We start from the raw sequence: 21,352 nt of genomic DNA, 5'->3' as shown, positions 1-21,352 counted from the left end.
CCCGCTAGTCAAGGAATCGGCTTGCCATATTAACCACAAGAATTATAATGATTATAGGGCTTCGCGTTCCCGTGAAGCCGTCAATGACCCACAAGAGGTTCACTATGAAGATCAAGCAAACGCTGCTGAGTATGGCTTTCCTGACACTTCTGGCCGGTTGCGGCGGGGGTGGGGGCGGCGGGGGTGGCGGTGCCGCTACTCAGATTCAGGGCGTTGTTACCGACTCATTGGGTGTACCGATTGCCGGGGTCACCATCACCGTCGGCACGGCCACCGCCACTACCGATGCACTGGGCATGTACACCTTGGCGGTCAGTCCTGCCGCCAACCTCAAGGTGGCCGCTGCCAAAACCGGACTGGCGAAGACCTTTGATGTTGTCACTCTCGCCAACGGCCAGACCGTGCCGCTGAACTTCACCCTGCAAGCGGTTGGTAAAAGCAATGTCCTGACCGGCATGAGCGCCAACCCGACAGCCGCCGACAGCGGCCGGGGCGCCACCGTGGCTCTGCCGGCGGGCAGCATTGTGGACGGCAACAACAACGTCATTGATAACGCCACGGTGGATGTCACCAGCGCCGTGCCGTCTGACAGGAACTACACGGACAAATTCCCGGGCCTCTTCGTCGGCAATACCGGCGGCGGAGCCGATACCGCCATTGAAAGTTTTGGCTATGTCACCGTGGACATCAATTGCGGTGTCGGAAAGACCTGTAACCTGCTGGCCGGAAAAACGGCGGATATCGCCATTCCGGTGGCCGTTGGCGCTGATCCGGGCACACCGACCATTGATCTGTGGTCCCTGAACGAGACAACCGGAAAATGGGTTCATGAAGGCACCGCCGCCCGCGATGCCACCGTCAATCCGGTGGTCTATCGGGCAACCGTCAGCCACTTCTCCAGCTACAATCTGGACCGCGCCATCCCCAACGCGATTCCGTTCGCCGTGACGGTCAAGAACAAGAACGGGGCCATCGTCCCGGGTGCGCAGGTGGTCATCACCTCCAGCAACAGCAATGGGGGCGCAGCATCGGAAAGCCGTGGCGTCACCAATGCCGCAGGTATTGCGGAATTTGCTTCTGTCGCACCTGGCAGCATCAGCGTCATCGCCTCGTCGGGCAACCTGGTGGGCAGCGGCTACAGCTATGATGTCGTCAACGGCAAAGCCGTCATGGACGTCACCCTGTACCAGACCGTCCAGAAAACCATCACGGTGGTTTATCTTGACAACGGCGTGGAAAAGACGGCTCCGAGCTCAACTACGGTCAGTGTCATGTCGGAAGGAACCGGTGCCGGACACAGCTTTTTCAGCGCCATCCTCAATGCCCAAGGCCAGGCCGTCCTCAAGCTGCAGCCTGATCTAAGCTTCTACAGCTACAATGCCACTGTCACCATCAATGGCACCACCTATTCACTGAACGACTCGGTCACCTCGGTGAATGCCTTGCCGTCGAAGTGGGTGCTGAAGATACCTTCCGGCGTCTGATTGACGGTTGCTGCAGGACTCATCGCGGGCCTATTGAGAAGGCCCGTGATGAGTCATTCCTCACTTCGGTAAAACCATACCACATCCGACTGAAAGTCTTGTGCCGCTGCTCCGTCATAGGCACAATCGCGCCCGAAAACCCACACGGAGCGGCTGCGCGGCAGGCCGGAACCCCTGATGAACCTGACCCGTATTCTCACATGGTTGACCTTGGCGCTTGGCAGCCTGTTCCATGCCGTGACGGCAAAGGCCATTGATCTGGAAATCGGCGTCGGCTCGCTGGCCCATGACAAAACCTGGTTCGACAACACCCGTCAGACCAGCCTTGGTATTTTCAACAGTGCGCGTTCCGGCCTGAAATACGGCGTCACGCTCAGCGGCAGTGACCAGAATGATGGCGGCTTCTCGCAGCAAGCGGTGATGGCCGGAGTCGGCTACCGGCATTCCTTCGGGCATGGCCTGTATATCCAGCCCGGCGTAGAGGCGGGACTCGGCAGGAACCGCATCAACGTCTACACCCAGTCCCCTAGCGGGCTGTATGACGCCAGCGAGGATTCGCAAACCGGCGTCCTGAGTGAAATCTCCCTGCGAACCGGCGTCCGTTTCCGGCAATTCGATCTTGCCCTGCAGCACAGCCTGGTCCACTCCGGGAATACGCTTCAGATTGCACCCGATTATTCCTCGCTCTTTTTACTGAATAAAACGGGACTAAACAATTTGGTTTACAACCCCTTTGCCAAGCCGCCATACCCTGAAAAAATTGGCAACCTGAACATCACTTCCCTGCAACTGAGCTGGGGTTTCTGACCCTTTCGCCACTCCCCGGACACCTGCCTTGACCCATTACGACGTCATCATCCTCGGCGCCGGCGCCTCCGGCCTCATGGCCGCGCTTACGGCCGGACAACGCGGCCGCAAAGTGCTGGTGCTGGACCGCAGCAACAAGGTCGGCAAGAAGATCCTGATGTCCGGCGGCGGCCGCTGCAACTTCACCAACCTGTTCGTGGAGCCGGGCAACTACCTGTCCGCCAACCCGCACTTCTGCATCAGCGCCCTCAACCGCTACACCCAGTGGGACTTCATCAGCCTGGTGGAAAAGCACCGGATTCCCTGGCACGAGCGCAAGCACGGCGAATTGTTCTGTGATGACTCCGCCAAGGACATCCTGGACATGCTGCTGGCGGAATGCGAACGGGCCAAGGTCACCATCAAGGCCGCCTGCGACGTCACCGCCGTCACCGCCCCCGCCGACGCCAAACCCGGCGAACGCTTCCTCCTGCAAACCGGCCTCGGGGAATTCCGCTGCGAATCGCTGGTGGTGGCGACCGGCGGCCTCTCCATCCCGACGCTGGGCGGCAGCGGCTTCGGCTACACACTGGCGAAACAGTTCGGCCATCAGGTGCTGCCCACCCGCGCCGGGCTGGTGCCGTTCATGTTCAGCGACGGCTTCAAGGCCGTCACCGAGCGGCTTTCCGGGCTGGCGGTGGAAGTGACGCTGAGCAACGAACTGGCGGCCTTCACCGAGAACCTGCTCTTCACCCATCGCGGCGTCAGCGGCCCTGCGGCCTTGCAGTTGTCGAATTACTGGCTGCCGGGCGAAAGCATCCGCGTCAACCTGTTTCCCCAGGACGACATGGCCGGCTGGCTGAAGACACAGAAGAAAACCCACCCCAAGTCGCTGCTGCGCACGCTGCTGAACGAACGGCTGGCCAAGAGCCTGGTGCTGGAACTGCAGGCGCTGCTGTGGGCCGACCTGGCCGAAACGCCGCTGGCGCAATGGACCGATGCCGCACTGGAACAGCTGGGCGGCCAGTTGAACGGCTGGCTGCTGAAACCATCCGGCACCGAAGGCTACCGCACCGCCGAGGTGACGCTGGGCGGCGTCGACACCACCGAATTGTCGTCGAAGACGATGGAAAGCAAGAAACAGCCGGGCTTGTATTTTGTGGGCGAAGTGATGGACGTGACCGGCTGGCTGGGCGGTTTCAACTTCCAGTGGGCCTGGGCTTCCGGTCATGCGGCGGGTCAGGTTGTCTAATCCTGCGCCAAAGCCCAAAAGTCCGGTACAATATCGCCCCCTCGTCTTCACCCCGGTTTCGCCCCCATGATCAACTACCAGGATCTCTCCCTGCGCCGTAACGGCCGCGTCCTGTTCGCCAACGCCAGCGGCTCCATCCATCCCGGCTGGAAGATCGGGCTGACCGGGGAAAACGGGGCGGGCAAGTCCACGTTCTTCGCCGCCTTGCAGGGCAGCATCGGGGTGGATACCGGCAAGCTGGAACGTCCCAGTGTCTGGACCGTAGCGCACATGGCGCAGGAAGTGACAGCGCTGGACCGCAAGGCCGTCGACTTCGTGCTGGACGGCGACCGTGAATGGCGCGACATCAACGACCGCCTCGACACCGAACAGGACGACCACAAGCTGGCCGACCTCTATGGCCGCTATGACGCCATCGACGGTTACACCGCCCCCACCCGCGCCGCCAAGCTGCTGGCGGGCCTGGGATTCAGCGAGGCGCAGCAACAGAACAACGTGCGCAGCTTCTCCGGCGGCTGGCGCATGCGCCTCAACCTGGCGCAGGCGCTGATGTGCCGTTCCGACCTGCTGCTGCTGGATGAACCGACCAACCACCTCGACCTCGACGCCATCCTCTGGCTGGAAGAGTGGCTGAACCGCTACACCGGCACACTGGTGCTGATTTCCCACGACCGCGACTTCCTCGACGCCACCGTCGATCACATCCTGCACATTGAACAGCAGAAGATGACGCTGTACACCGGCAACTACAGCACCTTCGAGCGCACCCGCGCCGAGCGTCTGGCGCAGCAGCAACAGGCTTTCGATAAGCAGCAGCTGGAAAAGGCGCACCTGCAGAAATACATCGACCGCTTCCGCGCCCAGGCCACCAAGGCCCGCCAGGCGCAGAGCCGCATCAAGCAACTGGAACGCATGATCGACATCGCCCCGGCGCACGTCGACTCCGCCTTCAGCTTCAGCTTCCGTGAGCCGCACAAGCTGTGCAACCCGCTGGTGCGGCTGGATGACGTGGTGGCCGGGTATGGCGACACGCAAATCCTCACCAAGGTGCGGCTGAACCTGAGCCCGGAATCGCGCATCGGCCTGCTGGGTCCCAATGGCGCGGGCAAGTCGACGCTGATCAAGACGCTGGTGGGTGAACTGGCGATGATGTCCGGCGAGCGCGTGGTGGGCGAGCATGCCCGCATCGGCTACTTCGCCCAGCATCAGGTGGACCATCTGGACATGGATGCCAGCCCGCTGCTGACGCTGACCCGCATTGCCCCGCGCGTGCAGGAACTGGAACTGCGCGCCTTCCTCGGCAGCTTCGGCTTCCAGGGCGACCGCGTCACCACCACCGTCGAGAACTTCTCCGGCGGCGAAAAGGCGCGGCTGGCGCTGGCGCTGATAGTGTGGCAACGCCCCAACCTGCTGGTGCTGGACGAACCCACCAACCACCTTGACCTGGAAATGCGCCACGCGCTGAGCATGGCGCTGCAGGACTTCCAGGGCGCGCTGGTGGTGGTGTCGCACGACCGGTTGCTGCTGAGCGCCTGCTGCGACGAATTCCTGCTGGTGGCCAACGGTCAGGTCATGGAATTCGAAGGCTCGCTGGCCGACTACGCCACCTGGCTGAAGAAGTGGCGTGCGGAACAGGAAGTGCTGGCGAAGCAGGCGGCTTCAACGGCTGCCGCACGGGCGGCCGCGCCGGTCGCAGCCCCGGCGGCGGAAAGCAAGCCCGCCCCGGCCGCCGCGTCCGGCAAGAAGCCGAACCCGGTGACGCTGAAGGCCAAGGTGGACAAGCTGGAAGCGCGACTGCATGTGCTGAACGCGAAACAGGCCGAGTTGATCGCCCTGCTCAACGGCACCGAGATCTATGAGTCGAAGCAGTCCGCCAAGCTGAAGCAGGCGCTGGCGGAGAAGAGCAAGGTGGATGAAGAGACGCATCAGGTGGAGGCGGAGTATTTGACGTCGCTGGAGCAGTTGGAGAGCTTGTGATCCAAGACTGTAGGTCGGGCTGAAGCCCGACCTACAGGACACTGGCGTGTTTGTTCGCGAGGGCGCACGCAGTTCGCCCCTACGGCGATCTTGGTCACAGCATCCGTCCGGCATAGTGTATCCCGACCGGACCTGATAGATTACGATCATTATCAGAACATGCCGCCACGGACAGGGAGCAACCCGCGTGACCCCGGAAAGCGAAGGAGGCGTCATGAGACGAATCCCCCTGCAAGAAACCCTCACCTGCGAATTCAAAAGTGACCGTAAATGCCTGTCGGACAGCGACCTGATCGAAGCCGTCGTCTGCATGGCCAATGGCCAGGGCGGCCAAATCTATCTGGGCGTGGAAGATGACGGCCAGATTACCGGACTTCACGCCAAACATGTGCATACAGACGGACTCGCCGCCCTGATCGCCAACAGGACACAACCCAATGTGCATGTCCGCGTGGAACTGATGCAGGAAGACGGCTTAACTGTTGCCTGTATATCCATCCCCATGTACCCGCAACCAGTGGCCACCCAGGACGGCATGGTCAAACGCCGTCGCCTGCAAAGTAACGGCCAACCCGAATGTGTTCCTTACCTGCCCCATGAGTTTGTCGTGCGTCAGGCCCACTTTGGATTACTGGATGTCAGCGCCAAACCGGTAGCGGGGGCCGCCATAGCCGATCTTGATCCGATTGAGCGGGTCCGCTTGCGGCAATTCATCCAGCGTTTCAATGGCGATCAGGGATTGTTGGAACTCGACGACTCACAATTGGATGCCGCTTTGGGCCTGACAGTACGTCTTGGAAACGAACACGTTCCCTCGCTGACCGGTCTGCTACTGCTTGGCTATGAATCCTCTCTGCGCCTGCTGGTTCCCACCCACGAAATAGCCTTTCAGATACTGGATGGTGAAGAAGTACGCCTGAACGAATTCAGCCGAGTCCCGCTGCTTCGCGCTTTTGAATGGATCGAAACCCTGTTCAAACCACTCAATCTGGAACAGGAATTCCAGTCCGGCCTTTTCCGCGTCGCCATTCCCAAACTGGATCAGCGCGCCTTCCGCGAAGCCGTTGCCAATGCGATCACACATCGGGATTATAGCCTGCGTGGCGCAATTCATATTCGACTTGCCTCTGACACGCTGGTCATCAGCAATCCCGGCGGCTTTGTCGAAGGCGTCAGTTTGCGCAATCTGCTGACGACAGAACCCCGCCCACGTAATCCCGCACTGGCCGATGCCCTGAAGCGTATCGGACTGGTGGAACGAACGGGACGCGGCGTCGATCTGATTTATCGAGGCCTTTTGCGCTACGGCCGCCACAATCCGGACTTTAGTCAGTCTGACAGTCATTCCGTGGTGCTCCGGCTCAGCATGGCGGTTGCCGATGAGGCCTTCCTGAAAATTGTGCTGGAAGAGGAAGCCCGTCGCGGGAGTGTGTTGCCCATCGACAGCCTGATTATTCTGGCTACGCTGCGTGAACAACGACGTGCCAATACAGAACAACTCGCGGAATGGCTGCAAAAAGACAGCTCGCGAATCTCCGCCAGTGTTGAGCCGTTGGTCGAATCCGGCTTGCTGCAAGCACATGGCACGGGTCGCGGCCGCAGCTACACGCTATCAGTTGCCCTGTACCGATTGCTCGGCCAACGGGCGGAATACACTCGCCAAGCGGGTTTCGACCGACTGCAGCATGAGCAACTGATCCGGAATTTTATCAAGCAGAATAAGCGCATTACACGCCAGGATGTCATGGATCTTTGCCATCTTGGGCCCGATCAGGCGTATAAAACGCTTAAACGGCTCTGTGATCAAGGAGTCATTGAAAAACAAGGGGATAGGAAGGCCGCTTACTATACCTAAGCCTGATTTATACGCTCGGCGCATAAATTTATGCGCTAGCGCATATACCCCATATGCAGTAACAGCCATTATCAGAAATTTCACCCGGAACCGGCCTTTCAGCATCCGCTGAAAACACCTGATTGACTGAAATTCCACAACATCGAACAAACCGGACCAGCCGCCATGAATACCTCCTCCCTCGTCCAGAAAGTCTCAAGCACTTCACCATGAAAACCCGGACACTGAAGCTGGAAAACCTGGATGACCTGCCGCCGCCGGAGGTGCTGCAACAGGAGATTATTGAACACCAGGAGGCGGCGCTGGCGTCGTTCAGGGATGTGGCGGCGGGGTTGCAGCGTTAAGGGCTGTCGCGCCCCTTCCACCCGCCCCGCACCGTAAACACCACCGCATCCTGCTCCACCCCCGCCTCATCCCGCAGGCTGAGCCGGAAATGCCCCGGCTGCGGCGACCAGGCCCGCGCCGTGGCCGCTCCCAGCCGTTTTCCGTCCAGCCACCACGACAGGCGCGCGCCGTCCGGCGCAGCGCGGAAAGTCACCTGCTGGTGGCCCGGCGGAATATCGGGGTCCAGCGCATACACCGTTTCATTCACCGGCGACAGGATATGCACCCGGCGGTCGCCGACATAGGTCACTGTCGACTGGGTGGCATCCGGCAGGAACCACTCCTCCCGCGCCGGTTCCGGCACGCCGTCAAAGCTCACCGTTTGCCGCACCAACCCCGGCGGCGGCGCGGGCCGGGGCGCCTCCGCCTGCCAGCGCCCGCCTTCCAGCCGCTGCATCAGTTCCGCCCACACCGGGGCCGCGCCGGTGATGCCGGAGACATCGCGCATGGGCGCGCCATCCAGGTTGCCCACCCACACCGCCACCGTATGGCGCTGCGAAAAACCGATGCACCAGTTGTCGCGCATGTCCTTGCTGGTGCCGGTCTTCACCGCCGTCCAGAATGGCGTGGCCAGCGGATTTTCGAATTCAAAGGTCAGCGCCCGCGCCTGGCGGTCGGCCAGGATGTCGGCGGTGATGAAGGCGGCTCCCGGTTCAGCCACCGTCCGCTCCGCAGGACGTGACAGCGAAGGAATCAACACAGGTGATGACCAGACGCCGCCCCGCGCCAGCGTGCGATAGGCGTTGGCCAGTTGCCACAGGCTGACATCGGCATCGCCCAGCGCCAGCCCGTAGCCGTAGAATTCCGGCGCTTCCGGCAGGGAGAACCCCAGATCGCGCAGGCGGGTCCAGAAGTCTTCGCCCCCCGCCAGCAGTTGCACCCGCACGGCAGGCACGTTCAGTGAACTGGCCAGCGCGGTGCGGGCGGAAATCACGCCCTTGAAGTCCTTGTCGTAGTTCTGCGGGCTGTACAGGCCTTGGGGGGTAGGCAGGCTGAGCGGCTCGTCGCGCAGCGGCGAAGCGGCGGTCAGCAGGCGTTTTTCGAAGGCCAGGGCGTAGAGGAAGGGCTTGAGCGTGGAACCGGCCTGACGCGGGGCGGTGACAGCGTCCACATAGCGCCCCTCGGCTTGCAGACCGGCGTTGGCGACATAGGCCAGCACTTCGCCGCTGGCGTTGTCCAGCACCAGCGCCGCCCCGGCGGTGACTTCACGGCCATGCAGCCCGGCCAGCTGGGCGCGCAGGCGTTCCCGGGCATAGGCCTGCAGGTCGGCGTCCAGCGTGGTGCGCACCTGCCGTTGCGATGCCGACAGGTAGCGCCAGGCCAGGGCGGCCAGTTCCGGGGTGTCCTCGTCCGACAGGCGGCGGCGGTCCAGCCGGGTGGCGGCCAGGAACTGCAGGCGCTCGCAGGAGGCGCCGGTGAATCCGGCCTGGATCAGGCGACAGCCATGCGCGGCCACCCGGGACGGTGAAGCGGTCGGGGCCGGCAGCAACGACGCCAGCAGCAAGGCTTCGTTACGGTCCAGTCCGGACGGCGCCTTGTCGAACAGGGCGGCGCTGGCGGCGGCCACCCCACCCAGATCGCCCCGGAACTGTGACAGGTTGAGGTAGGCTTCCAGAATCTGCGGCTTGCTCCAGCGCGACTCCAGCGTGCGCGCTTCCTGCATCTGCCGCCATTTCTGCGACAGGCTGCGGCCGCCAGTGCGCCAGCCCAGCGCCGGGTCCAGCAAGCCCGCCAGCTGCATGCTGAGCGTGCTGGCCCCGCGCCCGCGATGGCCGCTGACCAGCCCCCAGCCCGCGCGGGCGGCCGCGCCCCAGTCAATGCCGTGATGGCGGTAGAAATCGCGGTCCTCGGCAAAAATCACGGCCTCGGCCAGCGCGGGGGACATATCCGCCAACGGCGTCCAGCCCAGCCGGTTTTCAGCCAGGTCCACCCGGCGGCGGGTCAGCACGCGGCCCTGCCGGTCCAGCAACTCGGCATAGGTGGAAGGATGCGCGGCGCGCACGGCGTCAAACTCCTGCGGCTGCGCCGAGGCTGGCGCTGCCGCCCCCAGGGCCAACGCCGCCGCCAGTAGCGGCCCGGCCGCCCTAGGGCTGAACAACCACATCATCATTGGGCAGCAGTCCGAACATTTCCGGGGCGTACATGGCTTCGACACGGGTGGGCGGCAGGTGGAAGGTGCCGGCCTGGTTGAAGCGCACGATATAGCTGGTGCCGGTGTGGCCCTTGCCCATGCGGGCGTAATAACCGCGATAGCCGTCCTGCTTGTACTCGGCAAAATCGGGGGTACGCCAGTGGCCGGACCAGCTCGCAAAACGCTCGGCCTGTTCCGTCAGCAAGCCGGAGTCGCGGTCCAGCCCGCGCCCCAGCAATGAGGCTCCGGCCGGGACCGGGTCGTCCACCACCACCCAGCCCATGTCGGTCTGGGCTTCCACATCCAGCAACACCACCGCGACATCGCCCACCGACCACTGGCCGGGGGTCTTCTGCTGCAGAGGCAGCAGTGACTTGGTGATGGCATAGCCGGTACTCCACGGCGTCTTCACCGGGATGCGGGCCACGCTTTGCACGGTCAGCCAGGGCGCTCCGCCGCCCAGCTGGCGGGCGCGGAAGGTGGCGGGTGCAGACGGCCAGTCCAGTGTCCGGACGGCGGGGGTTCCGGCCGACCAGTCGGCTTGCTGCACCTGCTTGTCCAGGGCCAGCCGGGTCTTGCCAGTGACCGGCTCCGACTCGAAGCGTTCGCTGAACCGGCGAGTAGCCACCAAGCCCCAGGCATTGGCCAGCGTGGTGTCCCAGTGACCGCCCGCCATCCTGAGGCTGAGGCCGCGAATCAGGCGCGGCAGGTCGTCCTGCCAGCCGGGCAGGGTCTGCGCCGACAGGAACAGCCGCACGGCGGCGGCATCGGCGCTGCTGTACAGCCACCACTGGTTGCTTTCGTTGCGGCTCAGCATCAGTGCGGTGCCCTGCAGGTTCAGCCGCGAGCGCAGGATTCCCGAAGCCTCGGCCAGCCGCTGCGCCTGGTCGGGCAGGTCGGGACGCGCCTGCAACAGCGTCACCCAGTCCAGCACCATGGCCGTGGGCCACAGCGAGGGCTGCACGGTGAGGCTGCCCAGCGTCGAGGGCTCGAAACGCTGATAGCGGGCCAGCACGCTCATCGCCTTCAGGCGGCGGGCGTCATCATCAAATTTTCCGAAATTCCATACCTCGGGCTTCAGCCTGCCCTCGGCAAAACCCTGCAAGGCCGCCAGCATCCGCTGCTGCGAATCGTCCGGGAAATGACGGCCACTCTCATGCACCAGCTCCAGCAGGTAGGCGGTGATCAGCGGGTCGCCCTGATCCAGCGGCGTAAACAGCTTGGCGAAACCGTTGCGGTCGAGGAAGGCGGGCAGGTTTTCGCCCAGACCCTGCCAGGCGGACTCATCCTGCAGGGCAATGGCGCGCGACACCTGCTGTTCCAGGCAGGCATAGCGGTACTCGCGGAAATAACGCTGCACCCCGTCCATGCCTTCGGCCAGATGCGGCCGCAACTGCACACGGATGCCACCGCCGCTGAGGGCGTCGGCAGGCTTCGCCACCGGCAGGGTGTAGTCCTCGCCGGGCGGCAAGCGGGTCAGCGTCGCCTGCACCACTTGCTCCGGCACCGGGTCCAGCACGGTCTGGTGGAACTTCATCCGGTCATTGGCCAGGGCGCTGGCGGCGCTGACCGTCCAGTCGATGGCGCCGATGCCGGGGGGAACCTCCACCGGGAACGACAGGGTTTGCGATTTGCCGGGGGCCAGCGTCAGTTCACGTTGCTGCGGGGTGATGCCGCTTGCCGACGCCGTGGCCTCAAAGCGGATGGTCTGTTCAACCTCGGCCGCGTTGCGCACGGTGAATTCGGCCTGGAAGCTGTCGCCTTCACGCACCAACGGCGACAGCCCGCTGATCACTTGCAGGTCCTGGAAGGTTTCCAGGCGGCCTTCGCCCTTGCCGAAACGGTCGGCCGAGGACGCCACCGCCACCAGCCGGAAACCCGACAGCGAGTCATTGAGCGGGAAGCTGAACGATGCCCGGCCGTCGGCGTCCACCGTGGCGCGCGCCTGCCAGTACACCAGCGTATCGAACAATTCGCGGGTGGAACCGCGTCCGCCGCCGCCGCCCGCCGGCACCGCCTTGCGGCCGAAGTGCCGCTTGCCCACCACCTGGAGTTGCGAAGTCGCGGTTTCCACCTGCAGGCCGCGTTCGCCCATCATCGCCTGCAGCAGCTCCCAGCTGTGGTTGGGCGCCAGTTCCAACAAGGCTTCGTCCACCACGGCGAACATCACTTCCGTCCCGGCGGGCGGGATCTTGCCGTCCGGCGTTTTCACCTGCACCTGCACCTGGGCGGCGTCGCGGATGCGGTAACGCGGGCGGTCGCTGCGGACGCTGACATCCAGCCGGAAGGCGTCGTGGCCCACCTTGACCTCGGTGAGGCCCAGCTTGAAGGCGGGCTTGCCGAGATCGATGAAGGCCGTGGGCTGCACGGCGTCGTTGCGTCCCCGCACCACCAACGCCGAGACAAAGACATTGGGCGCATAACCGCCCAGCACCGGGGCGCGGATGACCGGCGAATTGCCGCTGAGCCGTTGCACGGACGCATCGAGGATACCTTCGCGCTCGGTCGTTACCAGCGCCAGCGCCTCGCGGAACGGCATGCGCACCTGCAGGCGCATGGTGTCGCCGGGGTTATAGGCCTTCTTCTCGGGAATGAGGTCGATACGGTCGGTGTCCTGCTGGTCGAACCACCACCCGCGTTTGCGGGTGACCCAGGCCTCGGCCGAGGCGGTGGCCTGACGACCGGCGCGGTCGGTAACGATGGCGCGCAGCCGCAGGTTGCCGGAGGCGGTGACCCTGATGCGGCATTGCAGGCGGCCGACCCGGTCCGTGCGGCCGCGGCAGCCTTGCGGCAACGGCTTCAGTTCCTGCGAGGAGTTGTAGTGGTATAGCCCGCCCATGGATTTTTCACGGGTGGTGACTGTTTCCAGCAGGAATACCGCCACCTGGACCGGCGCACCGGCCACCGGCTTGCCCCGGGTATCCAACACAACCAGTTCCACCGGCACCTGCTGCTGCTTGTCCGGTTGCAGCCACGAATCCAGCTTGATGCCCGGCAGCCACTCCCCCGGCCAGTACAGGGTGGCGGCCGCCACCGTCTGTGTTTCACCGCTGGGGTCCCGGAATTCCATTTCCAGCCGCAGCGCCGACGGATTGACCCGCTGGCTCAGCGTCACCGCCTCACGGCCGCCGCCATGTTCATCCAGCGTGGCGGTCTGGTCGGCCACGGTTTCAGGCGCTTCGAAGTTGGAAAATGGCGGACACAAGTCTTCCCCTTCCGGCCCCACGCACGTGCGGAAGGAATAACGGTCATAGTCCGGGAAATTGACCCAGGCTTCCTCGATGCGGCCGCGCAGGGTGACCGGGGCACTGGGGTAGGCGCCGCCGTTCAGGTAGCCCAGGCTCATGTCCGCCGAAACCTTCTCCTGGAAGGCCAGCGGACCGGGAGGCAATTGCAGCCGCGCTTTCAGCAACGGCAGGCGGTAGTGCGCCACCCGGAATTCACCGGTACTGAGGGTACTGTCATCGGGAAAGTGCAGGCTGACCGCGTAACTGCCAAGCTTGGCGGCGGTGGGAATCTTCCAGACGCTGTCGGCGTTGCCACCACTGTCGAAGCTCGGGGACAGCTCATAACGGTCGTCACTGCCCTGATGGCGGATTTCCACTTTATCCGGCAACAGCGAGGGCAGGCCGAAGCCGGTCAGCGAACGTGCGCGCAGGAAATGGCGCATGTGCACGGTTTCGCCCGGCCGCAACAGGCTGCGGTCGAAAACGGTATGGGCGCTGCGCTTTTCCGTGTCATCGGTGCCGTAGAAATCATGCAGGTCATAGCGCCAGGGTTCAATGCCCTCGTTCCAGTTTGACAGCACGAAGCCCCGGTCGCCGTCCTTGCGGGCGCTGACCAGCATGCTGGCGCCCCGGCAGGATTGCAGCTGTTTCAGGTTCTGCTCGCCGCTGTCATTGGTCCATTCGGACCGTGCCGGCTCCGGCAGCCGGGCGTCAATGCGGGCGATGCCCTGCAGGTCGGTGTCGCCTTGCCACAGCAGGCGGCCGTCAGCGCAGTCATGCACTTCCACCCTCGCCCCGGCCACCGGCTGCGCCTTGCCCAGCGACGTCACCCACACCAGCGAATTCACCGTGCCACGCTTCAGGTGCACCGCCAGATCGGTCACCAGGCTCAGGCTGTGCACATACATCGGCTGGTCCTGCGCCAGCAGGGTGTTGCCCAAATAGCGGCTTTCCACCTCGTGCAGGTACATGCCCGGCGCGGGCACGGGAATGCCCACCACTTCAAATGCCTTTGCCCCCAGGGGTTTGGGCAGCGGGGTCACCGTGACGCCCGGCTGGTTCAGGATGAGCGACTCCCCGCGCGGATCGGGCGGCGGCGGCGTGTTGTCCACGGGCTCGCCGGGGCCGGGCTTGGGCGGCAGGCGTGCCGCCCCCCAGGGCCGGGCGTCGAACTGTTCCGTTTTTTTCAGCCAGGCGATCAGCCCGGCGTCATCGTCCGGCAAGCGCAGGGTGCGCAGCCGCGCCGCCGTGGTGTCGGCCGCCCCCGGCTTGCCGGGCTCCAGATTGCGCAAGGTCAGGGGCACCGCCCCCACCGCCCGCTCGACAATACCGAAATCGGCGGCAAATTTGGCCAGCGGCGGATAACCGCCGGTTTTCACCACCAGCGGGAAGCGGGCGGCATTCTTCAACGGCCGTTCACTGCCAAGCCCCTTGACGCCCGGCGGCAGCACCAGGCTGAAGTCGGTATTGATGGGGAACGGCCCGCGGAAATTCAGAAAGGATCCATCGCTCCAGGAGTCACCGTCATAGTTCGGTTCCGGCCGCCACACCTTGCCGCCGGCCAGCAACTGGATGTTCTGCAAGGTTTCGGCGGAGACCTCCTCGGTGAATTCCAGCGACATGTCCGTCAGCGGATTGCAGGGCTTGCGCGCTGACTCCCGGCTGCAGGAGAAGCGGGCGGTGAATTCCGGGCGCACCTGATAGCCCAGCAACTGTTCCTGGCGGTTGGCGAGACCGGTTGGTGCGGCAATGCTGCGACCCCAGACAAGCGTCACTTTCGCCTCGTTGGGAAAGCGGCGCTGGCAGGCCACGATCAGCTTGCTGACCGGCTTGCGCCGAACCTCCTGCCAGTAACCAGCCTCAACGCTGTCCCACCACTCCCTTTCCCACTCATTCAGGCGGCTGACATAGGCCTCGGTTTCCGCCTCGCTCAGCCGTCGCAGCGGAATCTGCTCGTTCAGGCCCTGCACCAGGCAATAGGCATTGCGCTCCACAGTCTGCTCATCCAGCGCGCCGTCCAACTTGAGCATGAAGCGCTGCCCTTCAGCAATGCCCCGATCCGCCGGTTCAATCGCCAGCCCCAGCTCATTATGGCGTTTCACCAGGAAGACCTGCGCCTCGCTGGAATAGCTGATGCCCGCGCGCGGCAGGCTGTCGCTGATCATGGGGCCGCCGGTGTTGAAGCGGTATTCAGCCTCGGTGAGCACGGTCTTGCCGTCCACGGTCTTCAACACGCCGACCGGGGCAAAACGGCAGGCCAGTCCGGACGGCAGGTCATCCTCGAAATCCCAGACCCAGTTGCGGCTGTCCACCCAGCGGCCGTGACCGGCGGCGGCACAGTCCGCGGTAAAGGGATCAGGCAGGCGGGGATCGCCGAAGCGGACCATGTCGGCATTGAAGCGCACCTGCACCTGACGCACCGTGCGCATCTCGCCCACGGGGTTGAACAGTTCCAGCCGGGGCTCGGCCGGTTTCTCAGCAGCCGCAGGCAAGGCCAGTGCTTGCAGGATCAGGAACCAGCAGGCAAGCAAGGTGTGGGGCGGGGAAAGAAGCCGTGGCATGGATCGTCCTGAACCGTGAGGAGGGAATGCGACGATCATGACAAATGCCCGCAGCCAGAACAAGGACATGGTGGGCTGGCGGCAACAAAAGCGGATGACCCACCGCCAGCCTGCATTGAATGCAGGTCACACCGGCAATCCATGGCTTCACCCCGAAGGGGACAATCCCCAATGAAACTGGAAAACCTCTGTTTTTAAACGTAAAAAATCTTGGCACCATTCCTGCTCTGCAGGGAAGGCAGACAGCGGCGGACTCCCCGCCCCGCCTTCCCCGAAAAAGACAGGAGAACAGGATGTCCCGGCTCCATCATCCCCAAACTTACCGATCCCTCTACCGGATCTGGTTCCTGCTGGCCTTGCTCTGTTTGGCCCCCACCCTGTACGCCGACGTCATCATCAACGATGTCACGCAATTGAACCCCATCACCATGCAGGCCGCCATTGCCCCCACCAGCAACGATGAAGTCGTGCAGGCCGTCCGCGACCACAACGGGCCAATCTCGATCGGCGGCGGGCGCTACAGCATGGGCGGCCAGACCGCCATCGACCACGGCCTGCAGATCGACATGCGGCAGATGAACAAGGTCATCGCCTTCTCCGCCGCCGACAAGGAAATCACCGTGCAGGCCGGCATCACCTGGCGGGCGATTCAGGAATACATCGACCCCTACAACCTGGCCGTGCGCATCATGCAGACCTACGACAACTTCACCGTCGGCGGCTCGCTGAGCGTCAATGTGCATGGGCGCTACATCGGTCAGGGGCCGCTGGTACTGTCGGTGAAATCCCTGCGCATCGTGCTGGCCGACGGGCAGCTGGTGACGGCGTCGCCCAGCGAAAACCGGGAGATTTTCTACGGCGCGATCGGCGGCTACGGCGGGTTGGGCGTGATTGTCGAGGCCACCCTGATGCTGGCCGACAACGTCAAGGTCGAACGCCAGTCCAAGGTGATGCCGATCGGGGAATACGCCACCTGGTTCAGCCGGGAGGTTGAAAGCAATCCCGACGTCATCTTCCACAACGCGGATATCTACCCCAACGCCTACGACACCGTGCGCGCCACCTCCTGGGTGCGCACGGACAAGCCGGTGACCGAGCCCGACCGCCTGATTCCGCTCGACAAGGGCTATCTGAAAAACCGCCTCGCCTTCAAGGTCATTTCCGGTTGGCCGTTCGGCAAGGGCATCCGCCAACATCTGCTCGACCCCATGCTCTATGCCGGGGACAAGGTGGAATTCCGCAATTACGAGGCCAGCTACCGCGTTGAGGAACTGGAACCTTCCTCCCGGAAATCCTCAACCTATGTGCTGCAGGAATATTTCGTCCCCGCCGTGAATTTAACGCCCTTCGTGGACGACCTGCGTACGGTGCTGCGCCGCCATCACGTCAACGTCATCAATATTTCGATCCGTCATGCCCGCCGGGATCCCGGCACCCTGCTGGCCTGGGCGCGCCAGGACGTATTTGCCTTCGTGCTGTACTACAAGCAGGGCACCTCCGAGGAGGATCGCAAGATGGTCGGGGCGTGGACGCGCGAACTGATCGACCGGGTGATTGCGCAGAACGGCAGTTATTACCTGCCCTACCAGCTGCATGCCACGGTTGACCAATTCCACGCCGCCTATCCGGATGCCGACCGTTACTTTGCACTGAAACGGCAACTGGACCCGACCGGCAAATTCCGCAACAAGCTGTGGGAGGCCTATGACCATCTGCCCGTCACGGCGGCAACCCCGGCCCCGGACAGTGATCCGCTGGCGGATACCGTCAAGGCGCAGGCGCGGCAGATTCCCGGCTATGTCCGCGACGAGGGCCAGACCTACCTGACGCTGCCGGAATGGTTCCTGGTCTACAACCCGGACGAATACGCGCAATACCTGAAACAGCATGGCGGCGCGGGTTTCCCCTACTTTGGATCGATCGGGCAAGGCTGGGGCAATTACCGTGATGTCACCCGGATCACCCGCCGGCGCGGTTATCCCACCAACTGGGGCTATCACCTGATGGTGTCGGTGCTGTGCACCAGCTACACCGTGGAACTGGGGGTGAAGGGGTTGTACGAGAACTCGGCGGGCCGTCTGACCGAATGGACAGCGGGCGGACGGCGCACGCCGGAGGACGACTTCTCGGCGCGGGTGGCGCAGGAATACGTGGATTTCATCCGCGTGGACCCCTGGTACGAATTTTCCTTCAGTGACCGCCTGAAACAGCTATGGACAACCCCGGACCCGGATGGCCGCCACCGCATCCGCCGCTGGGAACGCAAGGGCTACCTGACCACCGGCTATCTGGTGAAGGCCGGTTACGGCGGCGTGATCAAGGTCGCGACCAAGGCCATCTACGGCGACGCCGATGCGGAAATGATGGTGCTGAGCAAACCGCACGTGGCCGGAACCTACCCGCCCTCCCCGAAAGTGCGGGTGCTGCGCGAATACGCGGACGGCTCGCAACTGCTTTTGCTGCCGCGCTATGAGGAATTCCGCGAGCACATCGCCATGCTGGCACGCGCCGGGGTGGGTTTCCGCGAGATTGCGGGCAATGAACGCATCCTGATGACGCTGGTGGTGCCGGACGGCTGGACCTATCCCGGTGAAGGCGTGCATCCGCTGTTTGCCCGGCCGGTGCTGACGCAGCCCGGCTGGCAGCGGGTGGCGCTGGACATCGACGTGCCCCGACTGGATGAGGTGGTGCGGACACTGGACAAGACCCGGACCCCGATCGAACACCTTTATGACTTCTAACCCTGTCCCGGAGCTGAACATGAACGCATTATCCCGTCGCGACTGGCTGAAAGGAGCACTGGCCGGAGCTGCTGCCCTTACCCTCGCCCCGGTCAGCCGCGCCTTTGCCGCCGGACTTGCCGGCACGGAACAGAACGCCTGGGCCATCGGCGGCCTGTCCAATTTCCACGCCATCTACGACGACCCGCTGGAGCGGGACGCCTTCCTGCCCTTCCTGCTCCATGTCTATCACCTCTATCCGGAGCAGGCCTTCCACGCCCTGATCCGGGCGAAGACGGAGGCTCATGCCAGTGACGAGGCGATTTACCGGGCGGTGCAGGACCGGCTGGATTCCATCCGGCCGCTGCTGGGCGAGCTGCGCTACAGCCTGCCCGCCTTGCGACGGCAGAAAAAGATGATGCTGGCGGAAACGCTGCAGCTGCTGGGGCCGCAAACCCGCATTGATGGCTATCTGGAAATCGGCACCACCGGCCGCTACCTGAGCCATCTGCGTCGCGGGCTGGAGATCGGGGGCGACCGTATCCTGCTGCACGACCGGAAACCCGGCTACGGGCTGATCGACATCGTGGAACGGGGACAGATCAGCCCCTCCGCGCGCTTTGTGGACATGCGCGACTATGCCGCCATCCGTCCGGCCGACATAGCCGACGGCCGCCTGGATCTGATCACCAACTTCATCGGCTTCCACCACGCCCCGGCGGACCGGCTGGACGGCTTTGTGCGCTCGCTGCATCGCGTGCTGCGGCCCGGCGGGCGGATGGTGGTGCGTGACCATGCCGTGGACTCACCGCTGATGAACCACCGCGTTGCGCTGGCGCATGATGTGTTCAATCTGGGTCTGGAAGTGCCGTGGGCAGTGAACCAGCAGGAAATCCGCCATTTCACCTCGCTGGCGGAATTGCGGGAGTATCTGGGCGCGCGGGGCTTCCGCGGTGAGCCGGGGGAGTTGTACCAGCAGGGGGACCCGACAAGGAATGCGTTGATGGTGTTTACGAAGGAGTGAGGCGACGCCGGGTTGGTGTTTTCCAGCCTGGCATAATGACTGTCAAGATCGTTATTCCGGATTGCAGAGGCCTCTGATTTCAGCAATAATATCTTCAACAACTAACCCGTAATACCGGTGTGGCCAGACCATTCGGAGTACGGGGGAAAAAGCCGGCTGATGCCGGTTTTTTCATTTTGGAGAGTCACGCATGCAGGAAGCATCCACCCCAGCACCACTCAAAACCCGTGTCTATATTGACGGCTATAACTTTTATTACGGCTGCCTCAAAGGCACGCCCTGGAAGTGGCTTGATCTCGCGGTTTTGTTTGAGAAATCCATTCTGCCTTCCATTCTGTACCGGCAAAATGGCCTGATTTGCCAATCCGCCTGCATTCAACCGGCGATCCGGTACTTCACGGCCAACATTCTGGAAAAGGCAGCCAAAGCAGGCGATTCCGTTTCATCCCAAGAACGCTACCACACCGCCCTGCGCAAGCTTTATGCCGACAAGATTGAGGTGATCAAGGGCTACTATGCGCTCAATGAGGCCTCCGCCAAACAGATTGACCCTAATTACCCCGATGTCTGGCCGCGTGACTGCCCGAGCGTTCAAGTATGGAAACTGGAAGAGAAGCAGTCGGATGTGAATCTGGCGCTGCAGGCCTATCACGACGCGCTGACCGGTGCGGTGGATCAGGTGGTGCTGGTAACCAACGATACCGATATTGCCCCGGCCATGGACATGATACGGCGACACACCTCAGTGATTATCGGTCTGGTCGTGCCAACCACGGATCACAAGAGGATTCCCAATACGGAACTGGCCGAGCGGGCGCACTGGATCCGCACCCATATTTCTCGTGATGAACTGGCGCGCTCACAATTGCCGAGGGTGATTCCGGGAAGACGACCGACCATCAAACCAATGTCCTGGTACGCTCGGCCGGATTTGTTGACACAGGTTCTGGACATGGCGGCGGCCGTGACCGGTTCACGGGGTGAGGCCTTCAAATGGATGGAGAAACCGAATCCGTGGCTGGAGGGTCAGGCGCCGGTGGATCTGGTGGAGACGCTGGAAGGAGCTGACAGGGTGATGGCTTACATTCGGGCATGGATGGCGGAGCAGTCAGAACGCGGGAATTAGCCACCTGTTCGACGAAGAAGGCGCACGCAGTGCGCCCCTACGATACCCTCCCCCTGTCCGCCAGCCGCTCCCGGTAAAACCCGATATCATGGTTCGGCCACAGTTCCGCCCCGGCCTCCTTTGCCAATCCCTTCAGCTTGCGGATCGAGGCCAGCGCCAGGTCCTCCCGTTCCTGCCAGCACAGGCCGGGAGCCACTTCCGCTTCCAGGTTTTCCCGTAGATCCGCCGCATCGCCGCACAGGATCACCGGTCCGCTGTCCGGCAACTCCACCACCAGCGACATATGCCCGGCGGTATGCCCCGGCGTCGCCACCGCGCGCACGCCGGGGGCGAGGTCGTACTCACCGGTCTGCACTCGCCAGGCGTAATGCTCCGGGAATTCATCCGGAAAATACGCGCCATCCGCCTGCGCCCGCGCGGCGGCCAGCTCGTCGGCGTGGACGTGCAGCTCACAGCCTTCCACCTCGCACAGCCCGCCCGCGTGGTCGAAATGCAGGTGGCCGAGGAACACCACGTCGATATCGCGCGGCGTCAGCCCCAGCCGGGCGAGATGCGCGCCGAGGCGCTGGTCCTCGCGCATGTCGGGCGGACCGAAGGGGAATTCTTCGGGGTTGTAGTAACGGTCGCGCAGGGCGGGATCGGCCAGCTTGCGGTAGTCGCAGCCGACGTCGTAGAGGATGCGGCCGTTGCGCGTTTCCACCAGCCAGGCCAGCACCGGGGCCTCGATGATCTGGCCCTGCCCGCGGTGACGGGTGGAGAGGGATTTGTCGTAGCGGTGGGTGGCGGTGAGCAGCGGGCGGATGCCCAGAATTTGTGACATGCCAA

The 21,352-nt window shown here is 63.5% G+C and carries 13 protein-coding genes; 10 read left to right on the top strand and 3 right to left on the bottom strand.

What is annotated here, in order from left to right:
* The first annotated feature begins 104 nt into the window (after positions 1-104).
* The 6 genes from Q7T36_RS17325 to Q7T36_RS17300 all read left to right on the top strand — a co-directional run bounded on the left by Q7T36_RS17325 (position 105) and on the right by Q7T36_RS17300 (position 7,698).
* Positions 105-1,484, top strand: a complete 1,380-nt coding sequence (locus Q7T36_RS17325; protein ID WP_304851751.1) for a carboxypeptidase-like regulatory domain-containing protein — start codon at positions 105-107, stop codon at positions 1,482-1,484.
* 177 nt (positions 1,485-1,661) lie between these two features.
* The gene (locus tag Q7T36_RS17320; protein ID WP_304851749.1) at positions 1,662-2,291 is read left to right on the top strand and encodes a hypothetical protein; all 630 of its coding nucleotides are present in this window, start codon (positions 1,662-1,664) and stop codon (positions 2,289-2,291) included.
* A 76-nt stretch (positions 2,292-2,367) separates the two neighbouring features.
* Positions 2,368-3,522, top strand: coding sequence for an NAD(P)/FAD-dependent oxidoreductase (locus Q7T36_RS17315; RefSeq protein WP_370690149.1), 1,155 nt, complete (start codon positions 2,368-2,370; stop codon positions 3,520-3,522).
* Between the two features lie 66 nt (positions 3,523-3,588).
* Entirely contained in the window at positions 3,589-5,499 is a 1,911-nt protein-coding gene (locus tag Q7T36_RS17310; RefSeq protein ID WP_304851744.1) for an ATP-binding cassette domain-containing protein, read from the top strand.
* Between the two features lie 214 nt (positions 5,500-5,713).
* The gene (locus tag Q7T36_RS17305; RefSeq protein WP_304851741.1) at positions 5,714-7,354 is read left to right on the top strand and encodes an ATP-binding protein; all 1,641 of its coding nucleotides are present in this window, start codon (positions 5,714-5,716) and stop codon (positions 7,352-7,354) included.
* A gap of 209 nt (positions 7,355-7,563) precedes the next feature.
* Entirely contained in the window at positions 7,564-7,698 is a 135-nt protein-coding gene (locus Q7T36_RS17300; RefSeq protein WP_304851738.1) for a hypothetical protein, read from the top strand.
* Here Q7T36_RS17300 and pbpC read toward each other — a convergent pair.
* Together pbpC and Q7T36_RS17290 are read right to left on the bottom strand one after the other, a co-directional pair.
* Positions 7,695-9,848, bottom strand: a complete 2,154-nt coding sequence (pbpC, locus tag Q7T36_RS17295; protein WP_304851735.1) for a penicillin-binding protein 1C — start codon at positions 9,846-9,848, stop codon at positions 7,695-7,697. The genes Q7T36_RS17300 and pbpC overlap by 4 nt on opposite strands.
* Positions 9,823-15,657 carry an alpha-2-macroglobulin gene (locus tag Q7T36_RS17290; protein ID WP_304851731.1) on the bottom strand — a complete coding sequence of 1,945 codons (5,835 nt, stop codon included), beginning with the start codon at positions 15,655-15,657 and terminating at the stop codon, positions 9,823-9,825. The genes pbpC and Q7T36_RS17290 overlap by 26 nt, the downstream gene beginning before the upstream one ends.
* Positions 15,658-15,694: 37 nt before the next feature.
* Between Q7T36_RS17290 and Q7T36_RS17285 the strand changes: the two genes are divergently transcribed.
* From Q7T36_RS17285 to Q7T36_RS17270, 4 genes are all read left to right on the top strand, one after another.
* The gene (locus Q7T36_RS17285) at positions 15,695-15,832 is read left to right on the top strand and encodes a hypothetical protein (protein ID WP_304851728.1); all 138 of its coding nucleotides are present in this window, start codon (positions 15,695-15,697) and stop codon (positions 15,830-15,832) included.
* A gap of 118 nt (positions 15,833-15,950) precedes the next feature.
* A complete protein-coding gene (locus Q7T36_RS17280; protein WP_304851724.1) occupies positions 15,951-18,398 on the top strand; it encodes an FAD-binding protein in 2,448 nt (815 codons plus the stop codon).
* A gap of 19 nt (positions 18,399-18,417) precedes the next feature.
* On the top strand, positions 18,418-19,401 hold the full coding sequence (locus Q7T36_RS17275) for a class I SAM-dependent methyltransferase (RefSeq protein ID WP_304851721.1): 984 nt from the start codon (positions 18,418-18,420) through the stop codon (positions 19,399-19,401).
* Between the two features lie 190 nt (positions 19,402-19,591).
* Positions 19,592-20,527 carry an antitoxin Xre/MbcA/ParS toxin-binding domain-containing protein gene (locus Q7T36_RS17270; RefSeq protein ID WP_304851718.1) on the top strand — a complete coding sequence of 312 codons (936 nt, stop codon included), beginning with the start codon at positions 19,592-19,594 and terminating at the stop codon, positions 20,525-20,527.
* Positions 20,528-20,564: 37 nt separating this feature from the next.
* Here the strand turns inward: Q7T36_RS17270 and Q7T36_RS17265 are convergent, their stop codons facing one another.
* Positions 20,565-21,347, bottom strand: a complete 783-nt coding sequence (locus tag Q7T36_RS17265) for an N-acyl homoserine lactonase family protein (RefSeq protein ID WP_304851715.1) — start codon at positions 21,345-21,347, stop codon at positions 20,565-20,567.
* Positions 21,348-21,352: the final 5 nt, after the last annotated feature.

It is taken from the genome of Fluviicoccus sp. (assembly GCF_030646115.1).
Lineage (GTDB): Bacteria > Pseudomonadota > Gammaproteobacteria > Pseudomonadales > Moraxellaceae > Fluviicoccus.
This window is presented reverse-complemented; position numbering and strand designations above follow the sequence as displayed.

Coding starts and splice junctions, on each gene's coding strand:
- Q7T36_RS17325 (WP_304851751.1), top strand. CDS start 105: ATGAAGATCAAGCAAACGCTGCTGAGTATGGCTTTCCTGACACTTCTG.
- Q7T36_RS17320 (WP_304851749.1), top strand. CDS start 1,662: ATGAACCTGACCCGTATTCTCACATGGTTGACCTTGGCGCTTGGCAGC.
- Q7T36_RS17315 (WP_370690149.1), top strand. CDS start 2,368: ATGGCCGCGCTTACGGCCGGACAACGCGGCCGCAAAGTGCTGGTGCTG.
- Q7T36_RS17310 (WP_304851744.1), top strand. CDS start 3,589: ATGATCAACTACCAGGATCTCTCCCTGCGCCGTAACGGCCGCGTCCTG.
- Q7T36_RS17305 (WP_304851741.1), top strand. CDS start 5,714: ATGAGACGAATCCCCCTGCAAGAAACCCTCACCTGCGAATTCAAAAGT.
- Q7T36_RS17300 (WP_304851738.1), top strand. CDS start 7,564: ATGAAAACCCGGACACTGAAGCTGGAAAACCTGGATGACCTGCCGCCG.
- pbpC (WP_304851735.1), bottom strand. CDS start 9,848: ATGATGATGTGGTTGTTCAGCCCTAGGGCGGCCGGGCCGCTACTGGCG.
- Q7T36_RS17290 (WP_304851731.1), bottom strand. CDS start 15,657: ATGCCACGGCTTCTTTCCCCGCCCCACACCTTGCTTGCCTGCTGGTTC.
- Q7T36_RS17285 (WP_304851728.1), top strand. CDS start 15,695: ATGACAAATGCCCGCAGCCAGAACAAGGACATGGTGGGCTGGCGGCAA.
- Q7T36_RS17280 (WP_304851724.1), top strand. CDS start 15,951: ATGTCCCGGCTCCATCATCCCCAAACTTACCGATCCCTCTACCGGATC.
- Q7T36_RS17275 (WP_304851721.1), top strand. CDS start 18,418: ATGAACGCATTATCCCGTCGCGACTGGCTGAAAGGAGCACTGGCCGGA.
- Q7T36_RS17270 (WP_304851718.1), top strand. CDS start 19,592: ATGCAGGAAGCATCCACCCCAGCACCACTCAAAACCCGTGTCTATATT.
- Q7T36_RS17265 (WP_304851715.1), bottom strand. CDS start 21,347: ATGTCACAAATTCTGGGCATCCGCCCGCTGCTCACCGCCACCCACCGC.